General features: G+C 44.8%; 18 protein-coding genes. 2 read left to right on the top strand and 16 right to left on the bottom strand.

Annotated elements, in window-relative coordinates; translation table 11 throughout:
- Positions 1-203 precede the first annotated feature (203 nt).
- Both NAF29_RS05870 and NAF29_RS05865 read right to left on the bottom strand, forming a co-directional pair.
- On the bottom strand, positions 204-2,372 hold the full coding sequence (locus tag NAF29_RS05870; protein WP_251260563.1) for a GGDEF domain-containing protein: 2,169 nt from the start codon (positions 2,370-2,372) through the stop codon (positions 204-206).
- A 6-nt stretch (positions 2,373-2,378) separates the two neighbouring features.
- A complete protein-coding gene (locus NAF29_RS05865) occupies positions 2,379-3,593 on the bottom strand; it encodes a sugar ABC transporter substrate-binding protein (protein ID WP_251260562.1) in 1,215 nt (404 codons plus the stop codon).
- Positions 3,594-3,826: 233 nt separating this feature from the next.
- Here NAF29_RS05865 and mgtE point away from each other — a divergent pair, with 233 nt between their 5' ends.
- Complete coding sequence (mgtE, locus tag NAF29_RS05860; RefSeq protein ID WP_251260561.1) at positions 3,827-5,176, top strand: magnesium transporter; 1,350 nt, start codon at positions 3,827-3,829, stop codon at positions 5,174-5,176.
- Here mgtE and NAF29_RS05855 read toward each other — a convergent pair whose 3' ends face one another.
- The 14 genes from NAF29_RS05855 to hemA form a co-directional block, all read right to left on the bottom strand.
- Positions 5,177-7,000: an alginate lyase family protein gene (locus tag NAF29_RS05855; protein ID WP_251260560.1), complete on the bottom strand. Its 1,824-nt coding sequence runs from the start codon at positions 6,998-7,000 to the stop codon at positions 5,177-5,179.
- On the bottom strand, positions 7,001-9,124 hold the full coding sequence (locus NAF29_RS05850) for a bi-domain-containing oxidoreductase (protein ID WP_251260559.1): 2,124 nt from the start codon (positions 9,122-9,124) through the stop codon (positions 7,001-7,003).
- Positions 9,121-10,383: a hypothetical protein gene (locus NAF29_RS05845; protein ID WP_251260558.1), complete on the bottom strand. Its 1,263-nt coding sequence runs from the start codon at positions 10,381-10,383 to the stop codon at positions 9,121-9,123. The genes NAF29_RS05850 and NAF29_RS05845 overlap by 4 nt, the downstream gene beginning before the upstream one ends.
- Before the next feature lie 104 nt (positions 10,384-10,487).
- Positions 10,488-11,615 (bottom strand): glycosyltransferase family protein, encoded by a 1,128-nt coding sequence (locus NAF29_RS05840; RefSeq protein WP_251260557.1) that lies wholly within the window; start codon positions 11,613-11,615, stop codon positions 10,488-10,490.
- Positions 11,608-12,816 carry a hypothetical protein gene (locus NAF29_RS05835; RefSeq protein ID WP_251260556.1) on the bottom strand — a complete coding sequence of 403 codons (1,209 nt, stop codon included), beginning with the start codon at positions 12,814-12,816 and terminating at the stop codon, positions 11,608-11,610. The genes NAF29_RS05840 and NAF29_RS05835 overlap by 8 nt, the downstream gene beginning before the upstream one ends.
- Positions 12,800-13,330 (bottom strand): acyltransferase, encoded by a 531-nt coding sequence (locus NAF29_RS05830; protein WP_251260555.1) that lies wholly within the window; start codon positions 13,328-13,330, stop codon positions 12,800-12,802. Before NAF29_RS05830 ends, NAF29_RS05835 begins: the two co-directional genes overlap by 17 nt.
- A 249-nt stretch (positions 13,331-13,579) precedes the next feature.
- Positions 13,580-15,253 carry a sodium:solute symporter gene (locus NAF29_RS05825; protein ID WP_251260554.1) on the bottom strand — a complete coding sequence of 558 codons (1,674 nt, stop codon included), beginning with the start codon at positions 15,251-15,253 and terminating at the stop codon, positions 13,580-13,582.
- Positions 15,254-15,507: 254 nt separating this feature from the next.
- Positions 15,508-16,383: a patatin-like phospholipase family protein gene (locus tag NAF29_RS05820; protein ID WP_251260553.1), complete on the bottom strand. Its 876-nt coding sequence runs from the start codon at positions 16,381-16,383 to the stop codon at positions 15,508-15,510.
- A 242-nt stretch (positions 16,384-16,625) separates the two neighbouring features.
- Positions 16,626-17,483, bottom strand: a complete 858-nt coding sequence (kdsA, locus tag NAF29_RS05815) for a 3-deoxy-8-phosphooctulonate synthase (RefSeq protein ID WP_251260552.1) — start codon at positions 17,481-17,483, stop codon at positions 16,626-16,628.
- Positions 17,484-17,542: 59 nt separating this feature from the next.
- Positions 17,543-18,787 (bottom strand): DUF819 family protein, encoded by a 1,245-nt coding sequence (locus tag NAF29_RS05810; protein WP_251260551.1) that lies wholly within the window; start codon positions 18,785-18,787, stop codon positions 17,543-17,545.
- Between the two features lie 67 nt (positions 18,788-18,854).
- Complete coding sequence (locus NAF29_RS05805) at positions 18,855-19,226, bottom strand: SirB2 family protein (RefSeq protein ID WP_251260550.1); 372 nt, start codon at positions 19,224-19,226, stop codon at positions 18,855-18,857.
- A gap of 31 nt (positions 19,227-19,257) precedes the next feature.
- On the bottom strand, positions 19,258-20,094 hold the full coding sequence (prmC, locus tag NAF29_RS05800) for a peptide chain release factor N(5)-glutamine methyltransferase (protein WP_251260549.1): 837 nt from the start codon (positions 20,092-20,094) through the stop codon (positions 19,258-19,260).
- Positions 20,094-21,185, bottom strand: a complete 1,092-nt coding sequence (gene prfA / locus NAF29_RS05795) for a peptide chain release factor 1 (protein WP_251260548.1) — start codon at positions 21,183-21,185, stop codon at positions 20,094-20,096. Before prfA ends, prmC begins: the two co-directional genes overlap by 1 nt.
- A gap of 29 nt (positions 21,186-21,214) precedes the next feature.
- Positions 21,215-22,480 carry a glutamyl-tRNA reductase gene (gene hemA, locus NAF29_RS05790; protein ID WP_251260547.1) on the bottom strand — a complete coding sequence of 422 codons (1,266 nt, stop codon included), beginning with the start codon at positions 22,478-22,480 and terminating at the stop codon, positions 21,215-21,217.
- Between the two features lie 354 nt (positions 22,481-22,834).
- On the opposite strand from hemA, the gene lolB reads away from it, so the two are divergent.
- Positions 22,835-23,467, top strand: a complete 633-nt coding sequence (gene lolB, locus NAF29_RS05785; RefSeq protein ID WP_251260546.1) for a lipoprotein insertase outer membrane protein LolB — start codon at positions 22,835-22,837, stop codon at positions 23,465-23,467.
- The last annotated feature ends 4 nt before the right edge of the window (positions 23,468-23,471 follow it).

The raw sequence follows: 23,471 nt of genomic DNA, 5'->3' as shown, positions 1-23,471 counted from the left end.
TCATCGTTAAATCACATCTATTCCAAGTATAAATCAGCCGAGAACAGCCACTAAGAAAACGTTTTCATTTATGTGCTTTACTTCACCTATAAGCTCACTATTTATGGAGTCATTGAGGCTTTACTGGGTCAGAAAAAATAAAGGCGTGATAAGCTAGGATGCTAAAACAACATGTGTCATTAGCTGGGAGAAAAATCCTGACCTTAATCATTAAGTTTGGTTTGATAATACGCTTCTTTCTGCCGATACATTTGTGCGTCTGCCACTTGAAATAAGTCAGCGACAACAACCGATTCTGTAGAAGCATACCCCGTGCTGAAACTCACAACTGATCGTGAACTATTACCACTTTTGTCATTCACACTAAGTACCTGCCGTTCATTTTCTCGAACTAATCGAGCCATCATTCCACGGCAGCTTTCATCGGAACCTTCTGCAATCAAAATTGCAAATTCATCTCCTCCCAATCGATAAACCCGATCGGATTGCCGGCAGATGCGCGACAACATATTGGCCACCGAACAAATTAAATTGTCACCCGCATCATGGCCAAATTTATCATTAGTGTTTTTTAAACCATTGACATCAATCACAAACATTCCAATATGACTTTGAGGATAACGAACATGGCGATGACTCACCAAATTCAAATCTTCGTTAAATGCTTTGCGATTAGGTAAGTTCGTGAGCTCATCGGTTCGGGCAACATTCTCTAACTCTGATTTGAGTTGGAGCGCATCTAAAGTCGTGCTGACTTGCTTCGCATACAGTCCAATAATAGCGACAGCATCAGAAGTGACATCCTGTTTTTTCATCACTAGCGCTCCTAAAAACAAGTCGTCTCTGGCTCCCATTGTAAACACTTGATATGAAGTGCTCATGCCGTCTAATTGCCTAGGTACTGCACTGGATTTACGATAGTCAAAACGGCTTAAGCTGCAGCGAATATAACTGTTATCTGAGGCATCCATAGCAACCGAATAATAATCAGATTGTCCATATTTACTCGCACCCAAGTAAAAAGCGACTGGAACCTTCGCCATAATTTCGTGCAATGAATCAACGGCTAATGAGAACATATCTTGACGCTTACCGATTCGCTGAAGCTTGATACTAACGTCTACAATACCCTCCAATACATTTCGATTTGACTCTTCACGACTCAAAGCTGAACGCAATTCACTGGTTTGTTCCGCCACTCGCTGCTCAAGCGATGCGTTTAAAGTTTTCACATCGTCAAGGTACTTATCTTTTAACTGGTTGGCTCGCTCAAGCTCATCATTGTTTTCTTCTAAATGAGAGAATTGCTTTCTAATAGTATCTCCCATTTGATTCAGCAATAGCCGAACTTCTTCAAATTCAATGAACCTATTTTGTTCTTTTACGGGTTCGTAATTGCCAATACTAAACCCCTTCAATGAGCTCGCGAGTCGAGCAAAAGGAGCGGAGACTTGACGAAAAAGTAGAATCACAGCAATCAAAGTGACAAGAAGTGTCAGCAACACCCCTATCACGACCGTTTCATACGACTGCTTCAAGCTCTCTGTTCTAGCTTCTTTGTCCGCATGAAGCACTAACTTAAAAGACATGGGGTTGGCTATAAAATCGTTACCAATGGTAATTTGTTGTTCCACATTGGCGTAACCGGAACCCTCTTCATGCCAATTCCCATTATATGAACTCATCAATGCGCGCCCTTTGTCTCCTATAATTTCAACCCCCTCTGTTGGAGCGAGGTGCTTTTCAATCACTTGATATAAAGCATCCACCGAGACCACTGCAATCAAAAAACCTTCAGGCTCTTGCTTAGAGCCATCTTGTAAAATATTTAAAAATAAAGGTGTGACAACAGCTAACCCATAGGGAGAATCAATTTCATGCTGAAAAAATTTGTTTTTGACAATCAAATCTTGGTTTTCAAAAGGAATAATATAAAAGTAATCGGTCGATAACTTACCTTGTTGCTGAGTGTCTTTTATTTCACTCAACAATGTACTTTGCTCTAGTGCTGATATTCGACCCTTGTATTCTTCTACGACGTCTAAATCACGATTCATCAAATACAAAGATGTAAGCAACCTTCTTTGACTAGAAAATTCTGCCATTTCTTTACGAGCGATGCCGGTAAATAAGAAATTTTCCAACGCTAGTATTAATCTTCTATCTCGCGTAAAAACTTTGAATGCATTGGCAAAAAGTTCGATATTAAAGTCTGCATCGCGCTCCAAATTCACCATCGTTTGCTTGAAATCTTCTGACATTGAACGTTCAATACTTTTGTTCTGCTGATATAGCAATAACAACGAAATCGTAACAATTGGCAAAATTGCTATGGCAAAACTAAACAGGCTGAGCAAGTTTCTTAGCTTCATTAGAAGTTACAGCTCCTTGTGACGCATTATTTTATTGAGCTCTCTATCTGCCAAATTTTGCATGTAGGTTGCCGCTTCTTGCGCCGAATAATTTTGCTCAGAAAAACGAATAAAGCCCTGTGCTATAGCTTGCCATGCAATTGCCATTTGTACGCTACTAGGCATGGCAACAGACCCTTCAAATTGCTTTAAAATAGTATTGGAGTCACCCTTCGAGTTTTGAGTAACCTGCTTCATGACGCTCGAATTAACCGGTAATAAATGAAAGCGTTCGTAGTTATCCAGCTGCGTTTTTTCCGATAGTAAAAAACGATGAAATTGATGTCGCTTTTGATGATGCTCTGGGTTAATTCGAACGTTAGGATAAGCGAGTGCATGCGTTGCGCTCATCGATCTCAAAGGGCCAATGGAGAGTTCAGGTAAGGTCGCTAACCCAAGCTTGTCACCCATTTTGGTTTTCAACGCAGAGTAAGCCCAATCGCCATTAATTGCATATGGATATTGATGCGCCACAAAATCATCAAACGCACACTCATAAAGACATGCTGAATTCAGAATTTTTTCGGTCGCTAATCTTTTGTACATCTGAAGCGCTTTCCTCATCGCAGGCGTATCCAATGTGATTACCCCCCCGTCTAACGGAGCGCCTCCGTAGGCTCCTAAAAAGCTTACAAACCAATACATTGCGTTGTAATTCATCCCCACAACACTGTTGTATTCTGGGAATTTATATTTCTTCTGGTTAACTAATTCGTCCCAAGAGTTGGCTGGATTCTTGACTAACTCTTTGTTGTAGTACAACAGCAGGTGATTTCCTTGAATAATTGGAACTCCCCAAAACTTTCCATCGATAGTGACTGTATCTAAAGCCTTCTCCTCAATATCTAGCTGCGCGATCTCTTCATCAATAGGCATCAATTTCAACTCTTCATATAAGCCTAAATAATCAGACGGGACAAAAATCATATCTGGCAAATTGCCAGTTGCAGCACTCAGCAATAGTTCGGCTTTGAATTTTTCTGAGTCATAGGCCACGACCCTTACAGGGTGCCCAGTCAATTTTTCGAATTGTTTTGCGCGTAACTCAATAAAATTATGGGCTTGGTGAGAGTGCCAAAGTTCAATAGAAGCGGCCTCTGCAAACCAAGCGGTACAGATAAGCATCGAGCAAGCGCTTCGGACAGAGATTTGTTTCACTTTGAGCATGAAGGAAAGAAGCAATCGATAGTTCCAATATTCAACACAACCTAACGACAAGGTTAGTGAATTTTTACTAATATGCGCTGTTCATGTGTGATTCAGTTGCGCTGTGTCATAATTTAAAGGGTAAATCGTTCATATTGTTAGACATCTCCACAATGCCTAACACTCTGCGTTGGTATAGCGATGCAACTCAAAAACAACATTATTAATTGTTATTGTTGATTTCAATTTGTTTCCTAAGGAATGACTGTATGGACTTTTCTGTACTTCAAGAAACGCTTGTAGCCTTGCTCAAACAGCGGAATAAACGCGATATTAGAACGCTGTTGGATCAAATGCATGAAGCCGATTTTGCCAGCGTTATGCAGCACTTTAGCGTCGCTGACATGCTCGACCTGCTCCTACTGCTCTCATTACCATCGCAAGGCAAATTATTTGTTTATTTGAGTAATCAACAACAAGCCGATATCGCAGAACTTATGGATCGCAATGATCTCGCAGCTCTATTTTCCACTATGGAAGCAGACAAACGCGCCGATTTATACAACCAACTATCGGAGGATCAACGGTATGCATTGTTGCCCGGGTTAGCACAAGCTGAACGAGAAGATGTTCGCAGATTAGCGAGTTACCCAGAGAAGACAGCTGGCGCTATCATGACCTCCTCCTATGCCACGCTGAAGGCTGATTGGACAGTAAAAAAAGCGCTGAAAAAGCTACGTTTAGAAGCCCCCGATAAAGAAACGATTTACCAAACTTATGTCATCGACGAAGTTCGCCAGTTGCTCGGCACTGTTTCTTTAAAAGAACTCATTTTGTGCTCCCCTACCGCGCTGGTGAAAGACCTGATGCGAACTGAAGTTGTTTCTATTTCGCTATCGAGCGATCAAGAGGATGTATCCAAAGTCATCAGAAAATATGATTTACTTGCTCTGCCAGTGCTCGATGACAATCAGCGACTAGTCGGTATTGTCACCTACGATGATGCAATGGATGCCGCGGAAGAAGAAGCCACAGAAGATGCACAAAAATCAGCGTCTGTCTCTGCACTCGACACACCAATGAGTCAAATTGGCTTCTGGGAGCTCTACAGGAAACGCGTCGGCTGGTTGGTGTTACTCGTTTTTGGTGCTCTGCTATCGGGCGCAGGTTTGGCTTTTTTTGAAGATACTATTGCCGCTCAAATCGCGTTGGTATTTTTTATGCCGCTGCTGGTGGGCAGTGGCGGGAATGCCGGTTCGCAAGCTGCGGCATTGATGGTAAGAGCCCTAGCAACGGGTGATGTGGAGTTCAAAGACTGGGCAAAAGTCCTTGGCCGCGACGCTTTTGTGGCAAGCGCGCTGGGTCTGACTATGGGCGCTACCGTTTATTTGCTTGGCCTACTTCGTGGCGGCCCTGAAATTGCAATTGTCGTTGCCATTTCAATGTTTTTTGTGGTGGTTGTAGGGAGCTTGATAGGGCTTTGTCTGCCATTTATCTTGTCCAAGTTAAAAATGGACCCAGCTACAGCTTCAGGTCCGTTGGTAACCACCATTGTCGACGCCAGCGGAGTATTAATTTACTTTGGTTTTGCAACCCTTCTGCTTGGTATGGATGGCTAACTACAATGGCGATACGCGGGTCACAACCTGCCCTGCTTTCAACAAAGTAATTCGAATCAATAAGGCGGGTGAACTGGCACCGTAAAACAATGAATGTTCACTGTCTCTAATTTCAAGCGTAGCCTCCTCTGGGAGTTCAAAGTCAAGCGTCACTCGCTCCAACGTGACTCGGTTCCCTTGCCTTAGCCAATCTTGCTCGGGCAGCCTAAATTGCAGCTCAGCTTGGTTTTTAAAACCTCTGACCTGATCTTCAATTCTAAATGTTTCCTCATCCAGCTTTACGGCTCTGGTATGTTCAGCGCCCAGCCAATCTTTATATCGAAGCTCAGCGTGATGATGCGATTGCTTGAAACGTCTGATCTTGGGCTGCGCGGCATACAAGAAGCGACTAACACGTAGCATTTGGTCTCGCTCATCAAACACCACCGTGTTGTGCCCCCACACTCCGCTGTATTGGTTCATCCGGTGATCTGGCAACAAGTAGCTGAATGTGCCTGAATCAAGAAAAACGGGTCGTCCCCCATGCCATAAGTCGATATGGCCTCCGTCAGCATGATGGGTTCTAAATTTGTACACAGGAGCTCTAAGTAGTGCTTTCCACCTCCCACCACAAAGGACGGCAAGCCCGTTGCGCCGAAGGTCGTGAATTTGAGTCCCCCGTGCTTCTTGGTGCTCTACTTCAAATATTTCAAGCAACACATTTGCTTTTGGAGTTTGAATTGAACGCTCATCGCCAAACAGTACATTCGCCAAAGCAACTGACGAACCGAAATTGCGATAGTGATTCGCACTAAAAGCAAAAAATAATGCACCATCATTAGCGCCCAAATTAGGTACGTCACCCGTTTCAGGTATCAACAAAGTTTCCAGCCAAGTGCTCGCTCTTTTTGCCTGTTTCATCACCACATTCGGCAGTTCAGGTAAACCCAACCAATGTTGCCACATTTTGGCCAAACTCATCGTATCGAGCATGACTCGATGGTAATTCACGGAATACTGGCTAAAACAACCATCACTGTCGACTAAGCGTTTCATTGCTCTAGCCATCAGCTGACGCCCAGAGCGATACCAATTGCGAGCACGGCGGTGCTTTGGCTTCACACGACTAAGCCAACTGCCCCCTGCATATAGTGCGACAGCCTCGCTCGTCGCATGGTTATTGTCTTGGGCAATGGCATAAAATAGGGTGGCATCAATTCGCTGTAAATGCTGTTCTACAAAATCTACCAATGCATCGCTGGGCTCGGTCAGCTGATCAAGTAACCTTGCAGCCATGAGCACTCGAAGCAAGCGCAATGATGCTTCCTGTGCACACTTCCAATTAGGCCCCTGATTGACGGGGTTTCGTTGGCACCAATTGCTCAACCATTGATTAGCTTTATAGAGTAAGTCGATGTTTTGATGGGCAATGGCTGTTTCTATGAACACCAACAGCCAATCGAACCGCGACAATTCCCAAACAGCCTTGATGTCACCAAGTTCTTCATCAAAGTCAGGCAATTGTGTCCAATGGCGGTCTGAATGCTTCACTGAGCGCTGAGTTAAATAAGAAAAGCACCACTCAGGGAAGCTTTCGATATCAACAGTTTGATCCCCCCAAAAAAGCGCTTTTTGATGGAGCCAAGGTGAATCATTTAAAGGTTTATCGTGATTTGTTTTCGGCAACGAGAGTTGGAAAAGTGGAGATTTAGCCCCCACCATCGTATTCACCGGCATTTGGCGTTGATAACGCCCATTGGCCAAGCCTTTTCGATAGAAGTGAACCCGACTCAAGTTTTTAATACCTAAGTCAGAGTACGCTTTAAGCTTTAAAAATTTCGACACCTAAGACCCTGATATTTGTTCCGATAAATCAATACTTAACGCAGCGACTTCAAATAACTCTTCGGCATCAATAGGAGATGGAAGGCCTTTTTCAATGGCATTCAAAAATGCCGAAATACCTTGTGCATGACCTTTTTCTTGACGCCAGCCAGACTGCTTTTTGAATCCATTAAAACCAAAGCCAACTAGTTTTCTGAAGTTATCGAGTTGCAATACTTTGCCCTGGCAAAACACTTCAATTCGCTCCTTCGGAAATGACGCAGCACCATTGGACAAGTAATGAATGGATGAGTGACTGCCGTCGGCATGCGTTAACAAAATAGTGAAGCTGTCTGGCACATCAACTTGTTGTTGCGTGTCATGTGTGACGGATATCTTAGCTTCGATGATCACTTCATCCACCAAATGACGCGCCAAATCAATAAAGTGGCACGCTTCTCCCATTAATCGGCCACCGCCCACATTTAAATCTTGAGTCCAATGTTCAGCAGGGATGTGGCCTGCATTCACGGTGATCACAACCGACTTTGGAGCATCACTTGGCAACAGTGATTTCATTTTCACAACATAGGGCGAGAAGCGACGATTAAATCCGACCATCAAGATACCGCTGCTGGCAGCATGTGCATCTTTTACGCGCTGTAGTTGCTCGTGATTAATCGCAATTGGTTTTTCAACAAACACATTTTTGTTTTGCTGAAGCCCTTGCTCTGTGAGCTCCGCATGGCTGTCATGTCGTGTCAATACCGCTACGGTATTAATCGCACTTTGTTCAAACACGTCGTCCGTCGAGGAAGAAGCAAACTGAAAACCTGCCTTTTTGCCATGAATTGTGCTTGATAGACCACCGCGATTAACCAAGGTATGTAGGCTTGCATTGTTTGCTTTCAAGGCAGGAATCAACACTCGGGAGGAAAAGTTACCCGCGCCAATAACTCCCATGACAGGCTTTCCTGCAATCGCTTGATTGCCAGTTTCCAGCCCTGTACTTAAATCAACTTTGACCACTGGCTCTGTGGGTTGATAAGTCAAAATCACGCCAAGAACAGCTGAATTGCTGGTCAATAGATCGTAAGCCTCAATGGCATCATTAAACTTAAATCGATGGCTAATTAAAGTCGCTACATCTAGTTTTCCTGAGGAAATTAGTTGCAACACGGCTTCAAAATTACGTTGTTCAGTCCATCTTACAAAGCCTATCGGATAGTCTTGACCCTGTTGTTCATAATCGTCGTCATAACGGCCCGGTCCATATGAACATGACACTTGGAAAGACAGTTCTTTTTCATAAAAATCAGAGCGATTAAGCTCAAGGCCCGTCACACCTACCAAGACGATTCGTCCTCGCTTGCGGCACATGGTCGCAGCATCGCTCATCGGTTGGCTAGATTGTGTGGATGCAGTCACTAACACAGCATCCACCCCAACGCCCGAAGTGAAAGCCAGTGCGGCTTTGACCGATTCGCCATCGTTACCAGCTTTGCAAGTGCGCGCGCCAAATTGTTGGGCCAATTCAAGCTTGCTTTCATCAAAATCGATGGCTAAAACTTCACAGCCATTGGCAATCAGCATTTGAATCGTCATCAAACCAATTAGGCCGGCCCCTATGACCACCACTTTTTCGCCTAGTGTGGGCTGAGCTAAACGAATACCTTGAAGACCAATGGACGCAAGAACAGTAAATGATGCGTGTTCATCCGTTACATTGTCTGGAATTGCTGCACATAAATTTTCCCCCACACACACACGACTGGCATGGGCGCCATTGGAAACCACACGTTGGCCGACTTGAAATTGATGACACTTGCCTCCAATTTCAGCCACCGTACCCACATGGCAATATCCCAATGGAATAGGCTCTGCAAGTTTAGAACGCACCGCATCAACCGTTGTCATTAATCCATCTGTTTTAACTTTGTCGAGCACTTGGCGCACTTTATCTGGCTGTTGACGCGCTTTTTCTAGGTAGGACGCTTTACCAAAGCTCACCAGCATTTTTTCAGTGCCCACAGAAACCAAAGTACAACGGCTATCAATCAAGAGCTTATGACTTCCTGGTGATGGATCAGGCGCATCCACAAGTTCGGTTTTTCCTGAGTCCAAATACTGCACCAATTGCTTCATGACTTATTATCCTCTGAGTCATCCAAACGAAATGCTGACATCAACATTGCGATTACAAGTACGGGAAAGACAGACAACACCACACGAGCAAAAAATCCCAGAAATTCGCCGTACATAAAAGCTGTTGACGCCTGTAAAAACAAAAACGTAAATGCTAATGCCCACAGTGGGTTACTCTGGTTCTTAGCAACCGTTGCAAGCAGCTTACAATACAATGACCACAACACAGGAACAATTAAAAAGCCCAGATATCCAAAATTCATCAGCCCTTCAGTAAAAAAACCTGTGGTGAGACTAGAGTTTCCTTTTCGACCCACCTGATAGGAGCCGGGCCAAATCATATTTTTAATCACCGGCCCACCACCAACAGGCTTTTCAGGCCAAAATGATCTTGGGATCAAGTTAGCAAAGGCCGCAACATAGGTTGTTCCATAAAGTAACGGTTGAGGGTTATGCAATAACCAAACAATGTTTTCATGATTTCCAAAACCACCATTGAGAGTTTTCACTACTTTTTCTGCGACGTTTTTATCTTCACCGCCTTTGGCGGGGTGGGTGTCATATCGCAGACTGCTTGCGACCGCGAAAAACAATCCCATCACAGACAATAAAAGAACCAATTTAATATTGTTCGCTTTTGTTGCTTTCAGATCTTCAGGGGTCACGAACAAGCGCCACACAACAATCAGGTTGAGCAACAGAATGAACACTGAATTTCGATTACTATTCAGGCCGTAATACAAAAGTGTGCAACAAAACGCGATAGTCGCCATCAACAAACAAAGGCGCCGAGGCCAAACAAATTTTTGGTATACCTTAAAGCCAAAGAAGAAAACGATGACAGAAACATACATCCAGTGAGCAAGCAGCAGCTTTATACCGCCTCCCACACCAAAAGAAATACGGTCAGCCATATAATTCTCAAAACCGACGGAGAGAATCACCAATGCTTGCTTCGCGCCGAATGCAACGCCAGTAGCAAAAATACAACTCGCTGAGACGAAAAACACACCAAAGGTTCGCAGCTCAAATGTTTTATATTTCAAGCTAATTCGCATGCCATCTTGAAATAAATACCGGTAGGCCAATTGCGTCACAATCATCCCCAAAAAGCACAAAATCATAGAGAGCACATAAAGAGGCTCTTGATATGCATTAGCGCCAGGGTACCTGAAATACTGAACGTGCCATTGAAGGCTCGGCATAAAAACGTGGAGTAACCAATAAAAGCCAAAGAACATGGCAAACGGTTGCGACAATAGGGATTCTTTTCCTGCTTTCGCAAAAAAATAAAGGTACCCAGCCACGTAAATGGTGGCGATGATCGCAAATGCTGTTACTAAAATCTGAGTTTCTCGCCGAATTATTCGGTGGCTCCTTCAGCGGTATTAAATACGCCCTTGACCTTCTCTTCGTAACCACCTTGTTGTTGGTAATAAGCCAATGCGTTTTGCTTGAGTTCGACCAATTTTTGCGGTTGTTTTACCAATTCCGTGACATGTTCGAACAAGGTTTCGACATCATGATAAGGGCAAGATATAGCCACATTGGCATCGCGTAAATGATGTGCCGTCAGCACTTCTTCATTGACAATGATTCCGATTCCGAGTGCCAAAGCATCGCCCCACTTATTCGACTCGGCGTGACGATTAATTTCCTGCGCTGGGTCGTAATAAGTCAGCACCAAATCAGATTGCTGGTAGTAGGCTAACGACTCTGAATTTGAAACCTGCCCGACCCACGTCATATTGGATTGTGCCTCAATGGCATCGGTCATTTCCGCTTGTAACTTTCCAACCAGCAAAAAGTCGATGGGTAGTGATTCCACTTTTTTAGCCAGGGCTAATGCTTGCTCAAGTCCCCGATGTGACGCTAACCAACCATTCACATTGATCACAAGCCGGTTTGAGTCGCGTTGAAATTTAATATCTAGAGACTTTGATTCAGTAATCTCAAAAGCCGATGGAAGGTTTTTTAGTTCATAAAATTTCGTACTTTGAAACTGGTACCGGCTTCGACCCGGCACCACATGAACGGCACAATGGTGGGAGCAATATTTTTCAAGTGTTTGCACCACGCGCGTCAGGCCAAATGGAAGTTTGAATAACATGGAAAAACGGTCTGCATCATCAAAAATAACACGGTGTTTTTTGAATAAAGATGCAATGACTAAAGGAAAAGCAGACTCAAATCCCAAACTCCAGACGGTTGAACGAGCTGGCAATTTCAATCCCAAGAAAAATACTTTCAGCATCCAAAATACATAGTAGATTTTTACTTTTTGTCCGCCATAACCGGCCCCTTTGAGAACCGTTGACGATTGGATCTGAAAATCTAAATATTTTTCCTCGGACTCGCCAGGCTCTCGCTCCCAACCATGAAAGGAAATTGGCCGATTTAAATCGCCATGAACAAATTTAGCCAATTTCAACAAACGCGTTCTCAGTGACAAAGAAGACACTGGCGCAACAATATAAACAGGCTTACTCATTATAATTTTCCTTCACAGACACATGCACTACCGCACAGTAACTTGCATATGCAATGCGACAACACCAATTCAAAAATGACAGGATTGCCACCGCTAATGCGGCATGAAGCACACTCAGTTGGCCAACAATAATCACTGCCACGATCAAGTACAGTGCCAAAAACAACCAATTTGCCAGTGCAGTGCGACGTAAAATAGCCGCATCGGCTAGTGTGCCAATCACGCTGGAAGGAACGACATAAATAGCACGCAACCAGCATGTTCCCATCATCACAGCAACCAACGGCCAAAATATCTCAAAATCATCAAGAAAAACAAAATAATGAATGCCTAAGCCAACAACCAATGACAATCCAACAGTCGCAAGTCCCACTCCCCCTGAAATAAACAGGAATCGTCGATATTGATAAGGTTTTATGACTTGCATTGCTCTTATTTTGGGTGCGATCACAAACCCAGCAAAACCGCTAAACCCCAGAGCGATAGGTGTAAACACTGCAACATGACGAAACAAAGCAACCGAAGCTTGTTCTCCAGATAATGTATTTAAGATGAGCTGCTCGCCGTAAATAGCAGTGACAAGAGTGGCATTGTGCAGCATGAAAGACGCACCGATAGTTTGCAGTTCTTTGCGGTCCACGGCCTCATTTTGTTGCGCCAGCGTTTTCCACCCCATCACAATAGCGAATGCCACTGCGGCAGCTAGGGCACCAACAAGTATTTGCTGAAGCTGTAATTCAGGTAAAAAGAAGTAACTGGCGAGCAGCATAAACAACAGCAAGATCTTCCATGTTTGGGTGCTCAGCTGGCTTAGAACAAAAAGTTGAGAGGCTCTAAAATTTCCTGCAAAAAGAGAAAGTAACGCAAAACACAGGCTCGCACTCATTGCGATTGCGATGTCAACATCATCGCTGAACTGGGCATACCCTATTGTCGCTATCACAATAAATAATGCGGAGCGTGGAACCATGTAGCGAATAATGCTCATTCCTGAGTGTTGAAATCGCAACACCGCTTGGTCACAACCCAAAGCTGCGAGCCCACCAACAATAAACAGCAATGATTTGAATTCAGCCCAATTTGCTATTTGCGTCTCAGTCCAAAAGGCAGAGATCATTAAATCTGCCAACAACAATGCAAACAACCCTGTTCCATATAGACCGAATGCTACAACAAGCTTTAGGTTAATCTTCTGCAACATGACGCATCTTGATGAGTTTGGCTGGATTACCACCATAAATACCATAGGGTTCTGCGTTTTTTGTTAATACGGCACCCGCCGCAATAATTGCTCCTTCGCCAATTTCAGATACGGATGGCAACACAATTGCGTTTGCGCCCACCCAGGCATACTGACCAATATGAAGCGATGAAAATTGGATCTGGTTTAATGCCCAATTCTTGTTGGCCCCATTGACGTCATGATCGTGTGTGAAAATAGACGCATGTTCCGATATCGCTACATCGGGTTCTATCGATATGCCGCCCGAATAGTCTATGTAAGCGTACTGGCCAATGTTCAGCTTACCCTTTGAAGTAAAGTGACTGTGTGGGTTGCGATGAGCAGTGGTGATCACCGCACCTTCGGCCGCATAAATCATCGGGTTTTTGAATAAGCGGCGATAAAGCCCCCAACGAATATTCCTGAAGCCCTTCAGGTCAAACAGCGGAGAGTTCCGAATCAACAACAATAAAATTTTATAAACCGAGTACATTGAATCTCTTTATTTTTATTCTTTTAGCGCACGTAAAATAAGGCTGTTTACAAGTTGTTTACAGTCGCAGAGTAAACGCCATCCCTTTAAAAGTCCACGCTTCGAGTCTTCCGGTGTGAGACTATAAACAAAAATCACAGCATTTTACGGGCATAAAAAAAGCAACCATCAAGGCTGCTTTCTCATCGGTCAAATATAACGCTCTTTGTAGGGCCTATCTTTGGCAGTGTTAAAGAGCAAGGTAATAATTTACCCCAACCAAAAACTGAAATAGAGGTAAATCGTCAGTACCAAGCCCATCACAATCATTGTGCCAATCACATCCCACCGGTTCCAACTTGCGCGAATTTCGGCTTTGTCGTCATCGGTTAACGCACTATAGGTCGCCCCTCCCATCTCATCGATGTTTTGAGCTGTTCCCATGTAGGAAATAATCACCATCGACAAGGCGCTGAGAGCCAATAGTATGCCCGAATAGTAAAGGAAGTTGATGTCGATAAACCACTCAAGACTTGTCACTTTAATGCCATTATCCCAAAGCGCTTCAAGCATTAATTTGGCTAAGGCCAAGCTAAATCCAATCATCATTCCCCAGAATGCACCGTTGGCATTAATACGTTTCCAGAAGAGTCCAAGCAGAAATACCGCGGTGATCGGTGGCGCAAGGTAGCCTTGCACACTTTGCAGATATTTATAAATACCGCCGCCGGCCATTTTATGCATGACAGGAATCCAAATCATTCCCGCCACCACCACTGCCAGCGTTGCAATACGCCCCACATTTACTAACTGCGATTGGGTACTCTCTGGTTTTAGGCGCTGGTAAATATCCACCGTAAACAAAGTTGAACAAGAGTTGAAAAGCGAAGCCAACGAGCTCATTAATGCCGACAGTAAGCCGGCTACCACCAACCCTCTTAAGCCTTCAGGCAAAAGTGAAGCAACCATTGTTGCAAACACTTGATCGCCATCGATCGCGCCTTCACCTTTGGTTGGAATCATCATCATACCTTTTTGATGCAATGCCCAACCGATCAAACCGGGCACTAAGAAGATGAACACCGGCCACACCTTTAAAAAACCACCAAATAAAGCTCCGCGACGCGCGTCTTTCAAACTTTTCGCCGCCAACGTGCGTTGAATAATGTATTGGTCGGTGCACCAATACCAAATACCGATCACCGGGGAGGCAATCATCACTCCCAACCAAGGAAAATCGGGATCAGACAGCGGCCGCCAAAGAGCAAATGTATCCGCATTGGCTGCCGCCATGGTTTTCAGCTCACCCCATCCTCCCAACTGCTCTAGACCAATGTAAGTAATAAATGCAGAACCAATCAGCAACAGCACACTTTGCGCGACCTCGGTATATAAAACGGCTTTTAAGCCACCAAACACAGTGTAAATACCGGTTAAAATAACCGTCGCAAAAGCGCCAACCCAAAAGGCATTGTCGGGCGTTCCAAAGGTATCGGGTAGCAGAGTTTTGAAGACTAACGCACCGGCATAGACCGTCACGGACACTTTAGTGAACACATAAGCCACCAAGCTCACAATGGTCAGCACCCAACGCGAGCGCGTATCGAAACGTTTTTCCAAAAACTCCGGCATGGTGAACACGCCAGATTTGTAGTAGAACGGCACAAATACCCAAGCCAACAATACCATTACCCAAGCATGCAATTCCCAATGGGCCATCACTAGCCCATTAATTGCGCCGTTACCCGCCAAACCCACGATATGTTCAGAGCCGATATTGGACGCAAACAAAGATGCCCCGACCACAAACCAAGGCGCATGCCGCCCAGCAAGAAAATAGTCTGATGTTGTTTTTTGTTGTTGCGAGCTGAAATAAACAACCGCCACAATGATCAAAAAGTAGGCAGCAACTACCGACCAATCAAGCATGGATAAGCTAGTCATGAAATATTCCCAATGTCATGAAATGAAAATAAGGCATGCCCTCAAACACTCACACAAATCGATTTAATCGAGATGGGAGTGTTGTGAAAACAAGCTTATGAATTGATAGGAATTAGAGTGCAAATAATCGCGAAACGCGTAAAGGGCACGCCTCACGACCTTACGCTAGTTGACCAATGACTCCATTGATACAGCCTAGAGAGGACTAAGCGGCACACGTCATCAACATTGATAAGAATAGGTTTTGAAGTACGTTAGGCACTCGCCATAAAGCCCTTCACGTTTGAAGAGCGTAGGATTTTTGCTGGAACCACATCCATTGCCGTGTTGTAACCCGCTCTAAACAACCGGAGTTTATCTTCTTGACTCAACTGAAAATCAACGGGCGATGTATTTCCTGTATTCACCACCACAGTACTATGCCAAAACTTATCATTCACGTACTCTCGACTGATGGTGGTCATAAAAGCTCTAATCAACAATAAGACATAGTTGACGACAGGAAATAGGCCGCTGGTATCAATGGGCTTTTCATCGCCATCACCACGAAGTCTAAAGCAAACAACAGGAGTACCATCTTCAGCCCAATCTCGATGCAACGCATCTTCAGAAAGGATGCTACCATCTACCATTAGATGCTTTTCATAGGGTTTGAAGGCAAAGATCAATGGAATTGACATTGAGTAACGTACCGCTGTGGAGACTTTAACCATTGGCGTATGCCGGCGGTCGAATACCACGGGTTTACCGCTTTTTACATCGGTAGCCACCACATGTAGATCAAGAGGAAGGTCATCAAAACGAGCTCCATCTAGCTGTTGATCAAGCCAGGTTTCAAATTTATCTCCCGAGCACAGCCCGCCATTGCGGAGTAAGCTCAGCAGAGAAAAGCCCTTAAATTGCTCGAAGTCGGTGCTCAGAGCAATTTTTCGAATGTCGTCCAACGACTTTCCACTGGCGTAAAATGAGCTAATAATACTCCCACCTGACACACCAACAATCCGATCAAATTTAATATTCATTTCATTTAAAGCGGCCAGAATACCGATATGAGCAGGAAGGCGCGTCCCCCCTCCAGCAAAAATGGGAACGAGTGAATTGCTCTCTGATTTAGGTATTTTCTGTCCCATCGACACGCCTTTAAGTTAATGGTTTGATAATTGAGTATGGTTCACTCCCTAAAAAGCAGGCAGGCAAATATTAGATTTTGTGAGTTTAAAGAGGAATTTTATTGAGTGAGTATATTATTTAAGCGCTGTTGCTTTCGAAATCGAGAACCTCAATAGACAGTCTATTTGACGAAAATGTAGCGCTCAGGCCATAAAAAAACCGGAGCAAAAAACTCCGGCTTTGGTCTCAATTCAATACAAAATTAAGGATTTACAGTATCTAACGCAGGCAAACTTTTGACCACATCATCCACTGCTTTCATTTGGCTCAAGAAGCCTTCTAATTTGCTCAAAGGCAATGCAGACGGGCCATCACACTTCGCGTTATCTGGATCAGGGTGTGATTCCAAGAACAGTCCAGCCAAACCAACAGCCATGCCCGAGCGAGCTAATTCAGTGACCTGAGAACGTCGGCCGCTTGAAGCTGCGCCCAAAGGATCGCGACATTGCAGAGAATGGGTCACGTCAAAAATCGCAGGCAACCCTTTTGTTGCTTCAATCATTTGTGTAAAGCCAAGCATGTCGACTACTAAGTTGTCGTAGCCAAAGTTACTGCCGCGTTCACATAAAATGAGCTGTTCATTTCCACATTCAGCAAATTTCTCAGCAATGTTCTTCATTTGGCCAGGACTTAAGAATTGTGGTTTCTTAATGTTAATCACAGCACCTGTTTTAGCCATCGCTTCAACTAAATCAGTTTGACGTGCCAAAAAAGCTGGCAACTGAATCACATCAACCACTTCAGCCACAGGCGCGGCTTGTTCTGCGGTATGAACATCAGTGATCACAGGGCAGCCAAAGGTGCTTTTAATCTCTTGGAAGATCTTCATTCCTTCTTCAAGACCAGGGCCACGATAGGAAAATACAGATGAACGGTTAGCTTTGTCGAAAGATGCCTTAAAAATGAAAGGGATTCCCAACTTGTCAGTGACCTTCACGTAATGTTCCGCCATAGACATAGCAAGATCGCGTGATTCCAATACATTCATACCACCAAACAATACGAATGGTTTATCGTTCGCCACTTCAATTGACTGAACCTTCACCGTTTTATGTTGCATCGTTATTCCTTGTTTCTCGTATCGCGAGATAAAATAGAGAGTCTAAGTGTATTCAATGACTAGGGAGCAACGATTTGCATGAGTTGCCCACACATCCAAGCCATATATGTTCCAAGGGCATAGCCCAATACCGCCAATAACACACCAACCGGCGCAAGTGACGGGTGAAATGCAGACGCCACAACAGGAGCGGAAGCCGCTCCGCCAACGTTTGCTTGACTACCCACCGCCATAAAAAATAGCGGGGCTTTAATTTTCTTCGCGACCAGCAACATCAAGCTGGCGTGAATCGCCATCCAAATCATACCCACGGCGAAATACTGGGGCGACTCAACAATGGCAGTCACGTCCATATGTAAGCCAATAGAAGCCACCAAAATATAAATCATGACCGAAGCGATTTTAGACGCACCGGCCGCTTCAAGATGTCTGACCTTAGTGAACGACAACGACAAGCCTACAGTCGTGACAATAACCACCAACCAAAAGAAGGTGCTATGCACACTATATTGTTTCAGCTGAGGATAGTTTTCGGCAAACCAGGGCCCCAAGAAGTCGGCACCCAAATGAGCAAGCCCTGTAACGCCAAAGCCCACCGCCGTAATTTTCATCAAATCAACGCCCGAGGGAATGCGGGAGTGTTCTGCATGATACGCTTCAACTTTATCTTTTAAGCGTTCAATGGCACTGCTATCAGCGCCATTTTTAGCGTCTATTTGCTTTGCTCGGCCCGCCATAAATAGCAAGCAAGCCATCCAAATATTGGCCACAATCACATCGACAGTTACCATCGACGAAAATATTTTATCGCCAACTTCGTAGACTTCTTTCATAGCGGCTTGGTTTGCACCACCACCAATCCAGCTGCCAGCAACTGTCGTCATGCCTCTCCAGACCGCTTCGGGTCCCTGTCCGCCAACTGCGTCAGGGTATATAATTGACATGATCAAAATCGCAATAGGTCCACCCACAACGATCCCAACGGTACCGGTTAAGAACATAATTAACGCTTTCGGCCCCAAACCAATAATAGCTTTGAAGTCGATACTCAACGTCAGCAACACTAAACAAGTTGGTAATAAGTAACGCGTTGATACGTGGTACATACTAGATTCATGTCCATCGACGATGCCAAATGTATTCAATAACGATGGGATGAAATAGCACAAAAGCACAGCAGGAATAAAGGTATAGAAGCGTTTCCAAAAAGGATGAGGACTGGCATGAGTCATAAACACACCCCCCAAAATTACAGCCAATAAGCCTAAAACAACGGCATCATTGGTAATGAGTGCTTGGTGCATATCTGTACGCTCCTAAACGTAATCAAGACATCAATGTTGAAGCTGTTGCGTGCAACTTCAACACACTTTACCCGAGTAAGAATGGCACTTTGGTACGAGCTAGATTTGCAATCAGTCCAACACACGCCATCGCACCAACAAAACAACCTATTCGGCCCACATTACTTGTTGCGAGCTTAAAGATACCGAACCCAAGAACGATATACGCCAGCACTAACACTAGCTTCTCTTGTAGCCAGCCCTGCTCCAACCAAGGAACCATAGCCACCATGCCAATTGCGGTCAGTAATAAGAAGGTATCCACCACGTGAGGCATGATTTTGAATAGCTTTTTTTGTAGTAAATGACTGCCGCGCATCAACCAAACAAATCGAATGATTAACAGTAATATTGACACCACAACAAGTGTGAGGTGAAGGTGTTTAAATCCCATATACATAGTAACTATCCCTGTTTCGGGTTGATTGAATTTAGGGTTGCCATACGCCACCGGTCACTCGCGGATTACCCGCCAGATCTGAGCGCGTTTGCATCTCTTTGTAGCCATTACTTGTCAATAACTCTTGAACAGCTGGCCCTTGCTCGAAGCCATGCTCGAGCAATAACCAGGCTCCATGTGCTAAGTAGTTTGGAGCTTGCTGAATAATGTGTCGAATATCATCGAGCCCGTCCGCCCCAGAGACCAATGCCGAGTTGGGTTCAAATCGCACATCCCCCTCATCAAGATGCTTATCATCTTCTGCAATGTAAGGCGGGTTACTCACAATCAGATCAAAGGTACCTGAGCCCGTCAAGGAACTAAACCAGTTACTTTGTAATACTTCTACTTGAGCCTGTAAATTAAGCGAGCGAGTATTCGCTCGAGCCAATGCGACGGCCTGAGCTTGTTGTTCTAATGCCATCACTTTCCACGCATTGCATTCACTGGCAAGCGCCAGTGCAATAGCCCCGGTACCAGTACCTAGATCCAATACTTGAGAAGCTTTGCGAGGCAATAACTCCAAAGCCCACTCCACCAAGCATTCAGTATCTGGACGCGGAATTAATGTGCTGGAATCCACTTGTAATGGCAAAGACCAAAATTCTCTATTTCCAGTTAAGTGTGCCACGGGAATACCCGATTTGCGTTGAGCCACCAACTGTTTATAGCGAACTTCCTGATCGGCCGTTAATTGGCTATCAGGCCATGTGTATAAGTAGCTTCGCTGCTGCTGCAACACATGCATCATCAAGACTGCTGCATCAACTGAACCTTCATGCTCTTTTAGCATTCCAGCGCCCCAAGCCAATGCGTCGTCTAAGCGCATTATTGGTTTCCTTCAGCCAACGCGGCAAGCATATCGGCTTGGTGCTCTTGCATGAGAGGAGTCAGCAGTGGATCTAAATCGCCGTTAATAATTTCATCGAGTCGATACAAAGTTAAGTTCAAGCGGTGTTCACTCACACGCCCCTGAGGGTAGTTGTAAGTTCGAACTCGTTCAGATCGATCACCACTGGCGACTAACGAACGACGCATAGATGTTTCTTCTGATTGACGCTTTTCATCTTCAGCCGTTTGCAAGCGAGCTTGTAGCACAGACATCGCCTTAGCTCTATTTTTATGCTGAGAACGTTCTTCCTGACATTCCACAACAACGCCTGAAGGAATGTGTGTAATACGAATGGCTGAATCAGTTTTGTTAACGTGCTGCCCACCCGCTCCAGAAGCCCTGAATGTATCAACCTTTAAGTCTGCTGAATTGATTTCAATGGCTTCAGATTCTGGAATTTCAGGCATCACTACCACGGTACATGCAGACGTATGTACGCGGCCTTGGCTTTCAGTTTCTGGTACACGCTGAACACGGTGCCCGCCCGATTCAAACTTCAACTGACCATACACGCTATCACCTGTGATATGTGCAATGACTTCTTTAAATCCGCCGTGTTCACTTTCGTTGGCAGTGACCACCTCAACACGCCATTTGCGCGTCTCACAGTAGCGGCTATACATGCGAAACAAATCACCTGCAAAAATAGCGGCTTCATCACCACCGGCACCGGCTCGAATTTCCAAATAACAGTTATGCGCATCATTTGGATCTTTCGGCAACAACAACACCTCTAACTCTTGCTCGAGCCTTTCAATGGTTGTTTTGGCTTCGCTGATCTCTTCTTTAGCCATTTCTTGCATTTCTTCGTCATCTTCTTGCAGCATTTCTTCGGCGGACTCTAAGTCCGACACGGATTGCTGAAGCGATTGGTAGCAGGTCACAACACTTTCGAGTTGAGAATACTCTTTTGACAAAGCGCGAAACTTTTCTTGATCCGCAATAATGCTGGCGTCACCTAGTAACGCCTGCAATTCTTCATAGCGCTCGATCAAAGTCTCGAGCTTGGTGACTATCGTCTGTTTCATGAAAACCTGATATGTGAGTATGCGAGCAGCTAATGCTCGTCTTTCTTAAGAGCCAGTCCAAGACTGTCTGCGAGATGTGCCAGTCGTTGTGACTGTTGTTCGGTTCCAGCCTGTTGCAACGCTTTTGTGGTGGGATGCATCAGGGTATTCGTCAATTTGTAAGCCAACTCACGGACCACTTGATCGGCGGGTTGACCATTGTCGAGCGACAACAAGGCTTTATTCACCAATTCATCTCGGTTCATTTCACCTTGTTGACGATACTGCTTAATGGCCGAGACCGACTTCTGCGCTCTCACCCATTGCATGAATAATTTGGCATGCTCTTGCACCATTGCATTGGCTTCTTTGGCCGCAGCTTCGCGTGAAGACATGTTGTCAGCGATAATGTTTTGCAAATCATCCACTGTATATAAATAAGCGTCTCGCAAGTCCCCTACCTCGGGCTCTATATCGCGCGGCACGGCTAAATCAACAAGCAACATGGGCTGCCGACGACGTGCTTTAAGCGCCGTACTTACAGCGCCCACACCCACAATGGGCATTGGGCTAGCCGTTGAACTAATCACAATGTCAGCTTTATTCAATTCATCGCCCAACTGATGCAGCGTCACTGCCCGACCATTAAATTGATCCGCCAATGCTGATGCTCTTGCCAGTGTTCGATTTGACACCACAGATTCAGTAACACCTTGATCTTGAAGGTGCTTTCCGACAAGCTCGATAGTTTCACCAGCTCCAACCAACAACACTTTGGCTTTGTCCAATTGCCCAAAAATGTGCTTTGCAAGATTCACCGCTGCGTAGGCGACAGATACCGCACTTGCACCAATGTCGGTTTGAGTCCGAACTTGTTTGGCGACGGTAAACGCTCGGTCAAACAATCGCTCGAGTAAATAGCTTACAGTATCAAGCGATTTTGCCTGTGCATACGCTTGTTTTACTTGCCCTAAAATCTGTGGTTCGCCCAAGATCAACGAGTCTAAGCCAGCCGAAACACACATCAAATGACTGATCGCTTCAGTTTTTTTGAGGGCGTAAACGTGCTGTTCGAGTTCTGTACGATCAACCTGATGAAAAGCCACTAACCAATCGAGCAACTGCTCTGGCGAGCCTTCATCTTCCACATAAAGTTCTGTCCGATTACAGGTCGATAAAATCACTGCACCTTGGCAGCCTTGGCGCATTTGAAGTTGCTTTAATGCATCGGGCAAACAGTCAGGATCAAACGCCACGCGTTCTCTCAACGAGACCGGTGCTGTCTGATGGTTAATTCCCAATGCAATTAATGCCATAACTGTTTAATCTGGACCTAACTCTACTGGCGGCTGAACGCGCGTTGGCATTCAGCTCATTTATTTATCGTTAAAGTCAGGCCTATTGCCCACCTTACTCAATATTATATGTCACACATAAATTGTGATTTATAATTGCATTCTACGTCAAAACAGCCCCGTAATTAAAGTGAGCATTCATCCCATCGCCCACTGTTTTGTGCTTCATTGAAAAGAAATTAACAATTCACTGCTGAGTGAAAACGTTTAATATGAAATATATTCTCATCACCAAAGTTCGCTATCGAGTTAGTGAAAGCACTTATCTGCGCTGTTATACTCTTTGCACAAAACGATCAAAGACCCAGAAATTGCATGAAGCATTGCCTCTTACTCGCCCTTTTTTTAACACTTAATGGCTGTGCTTTGTTCTCTCCCGAACTCCCTCCAGATTCAACACATGTCAATGTCACATCAGAGCTTATGTCAAAATACGTGGCACACCGTCATGCTCTCAACAAGCTTGAGCAATGGCATGCATCTGGCAAAATTGCCATTATCACACCGGATGACCGCCAAAGCACACGAATGAACTGGGCGCATCACTCGACTCACTCCAAGTTAATACTCAGTAATATGCTTGGCGTAACATTACTTGAGGCGGAACAATCTGGGGCTATTGCTCGTATTAAGGCCGATGGACAAGAGCATACCGGATCATCTCTTGCTACTTTAGTTTGGCAATTAAGCGGGTTTAAAATGCCTATTTCAGCGATGACTCAGTGGCTCACAGGCAATGCAGAACCCAACCATATTTCCAATATGTCACTCGATGCCAACGGCCACCTTTTAGGCTTTAACCAAACACTTGAAGGTTGGGGTGATGAATGGAAAGTTACCTATAATGCGTATTACCCTGAATCTAAATCAATGCCTGCATTGCCCTCGACTATTACCCTAAAACACCCAGAGCTCACCATTAAGCTGGTGATTCACCAGTGGCGATAACTCA

Origin of the sequence: Echinimonas agarilytica (assembly GCF_023703465.1) — a bacterium.
In the GTDB taxonomy this organism is placed as follows: domain Bacteria; phylum Pseudomonadota; class Gammaproteobacteria; order Enterobacterales; family Neiellaceae; genus Echinimonas; species Echinimonas agarilytica.
The sequence above is the reverse complement of the archived record's forward strand: the minus strand, read 5'-3'. Positions and strand labels throughout refer to the sequence as shown.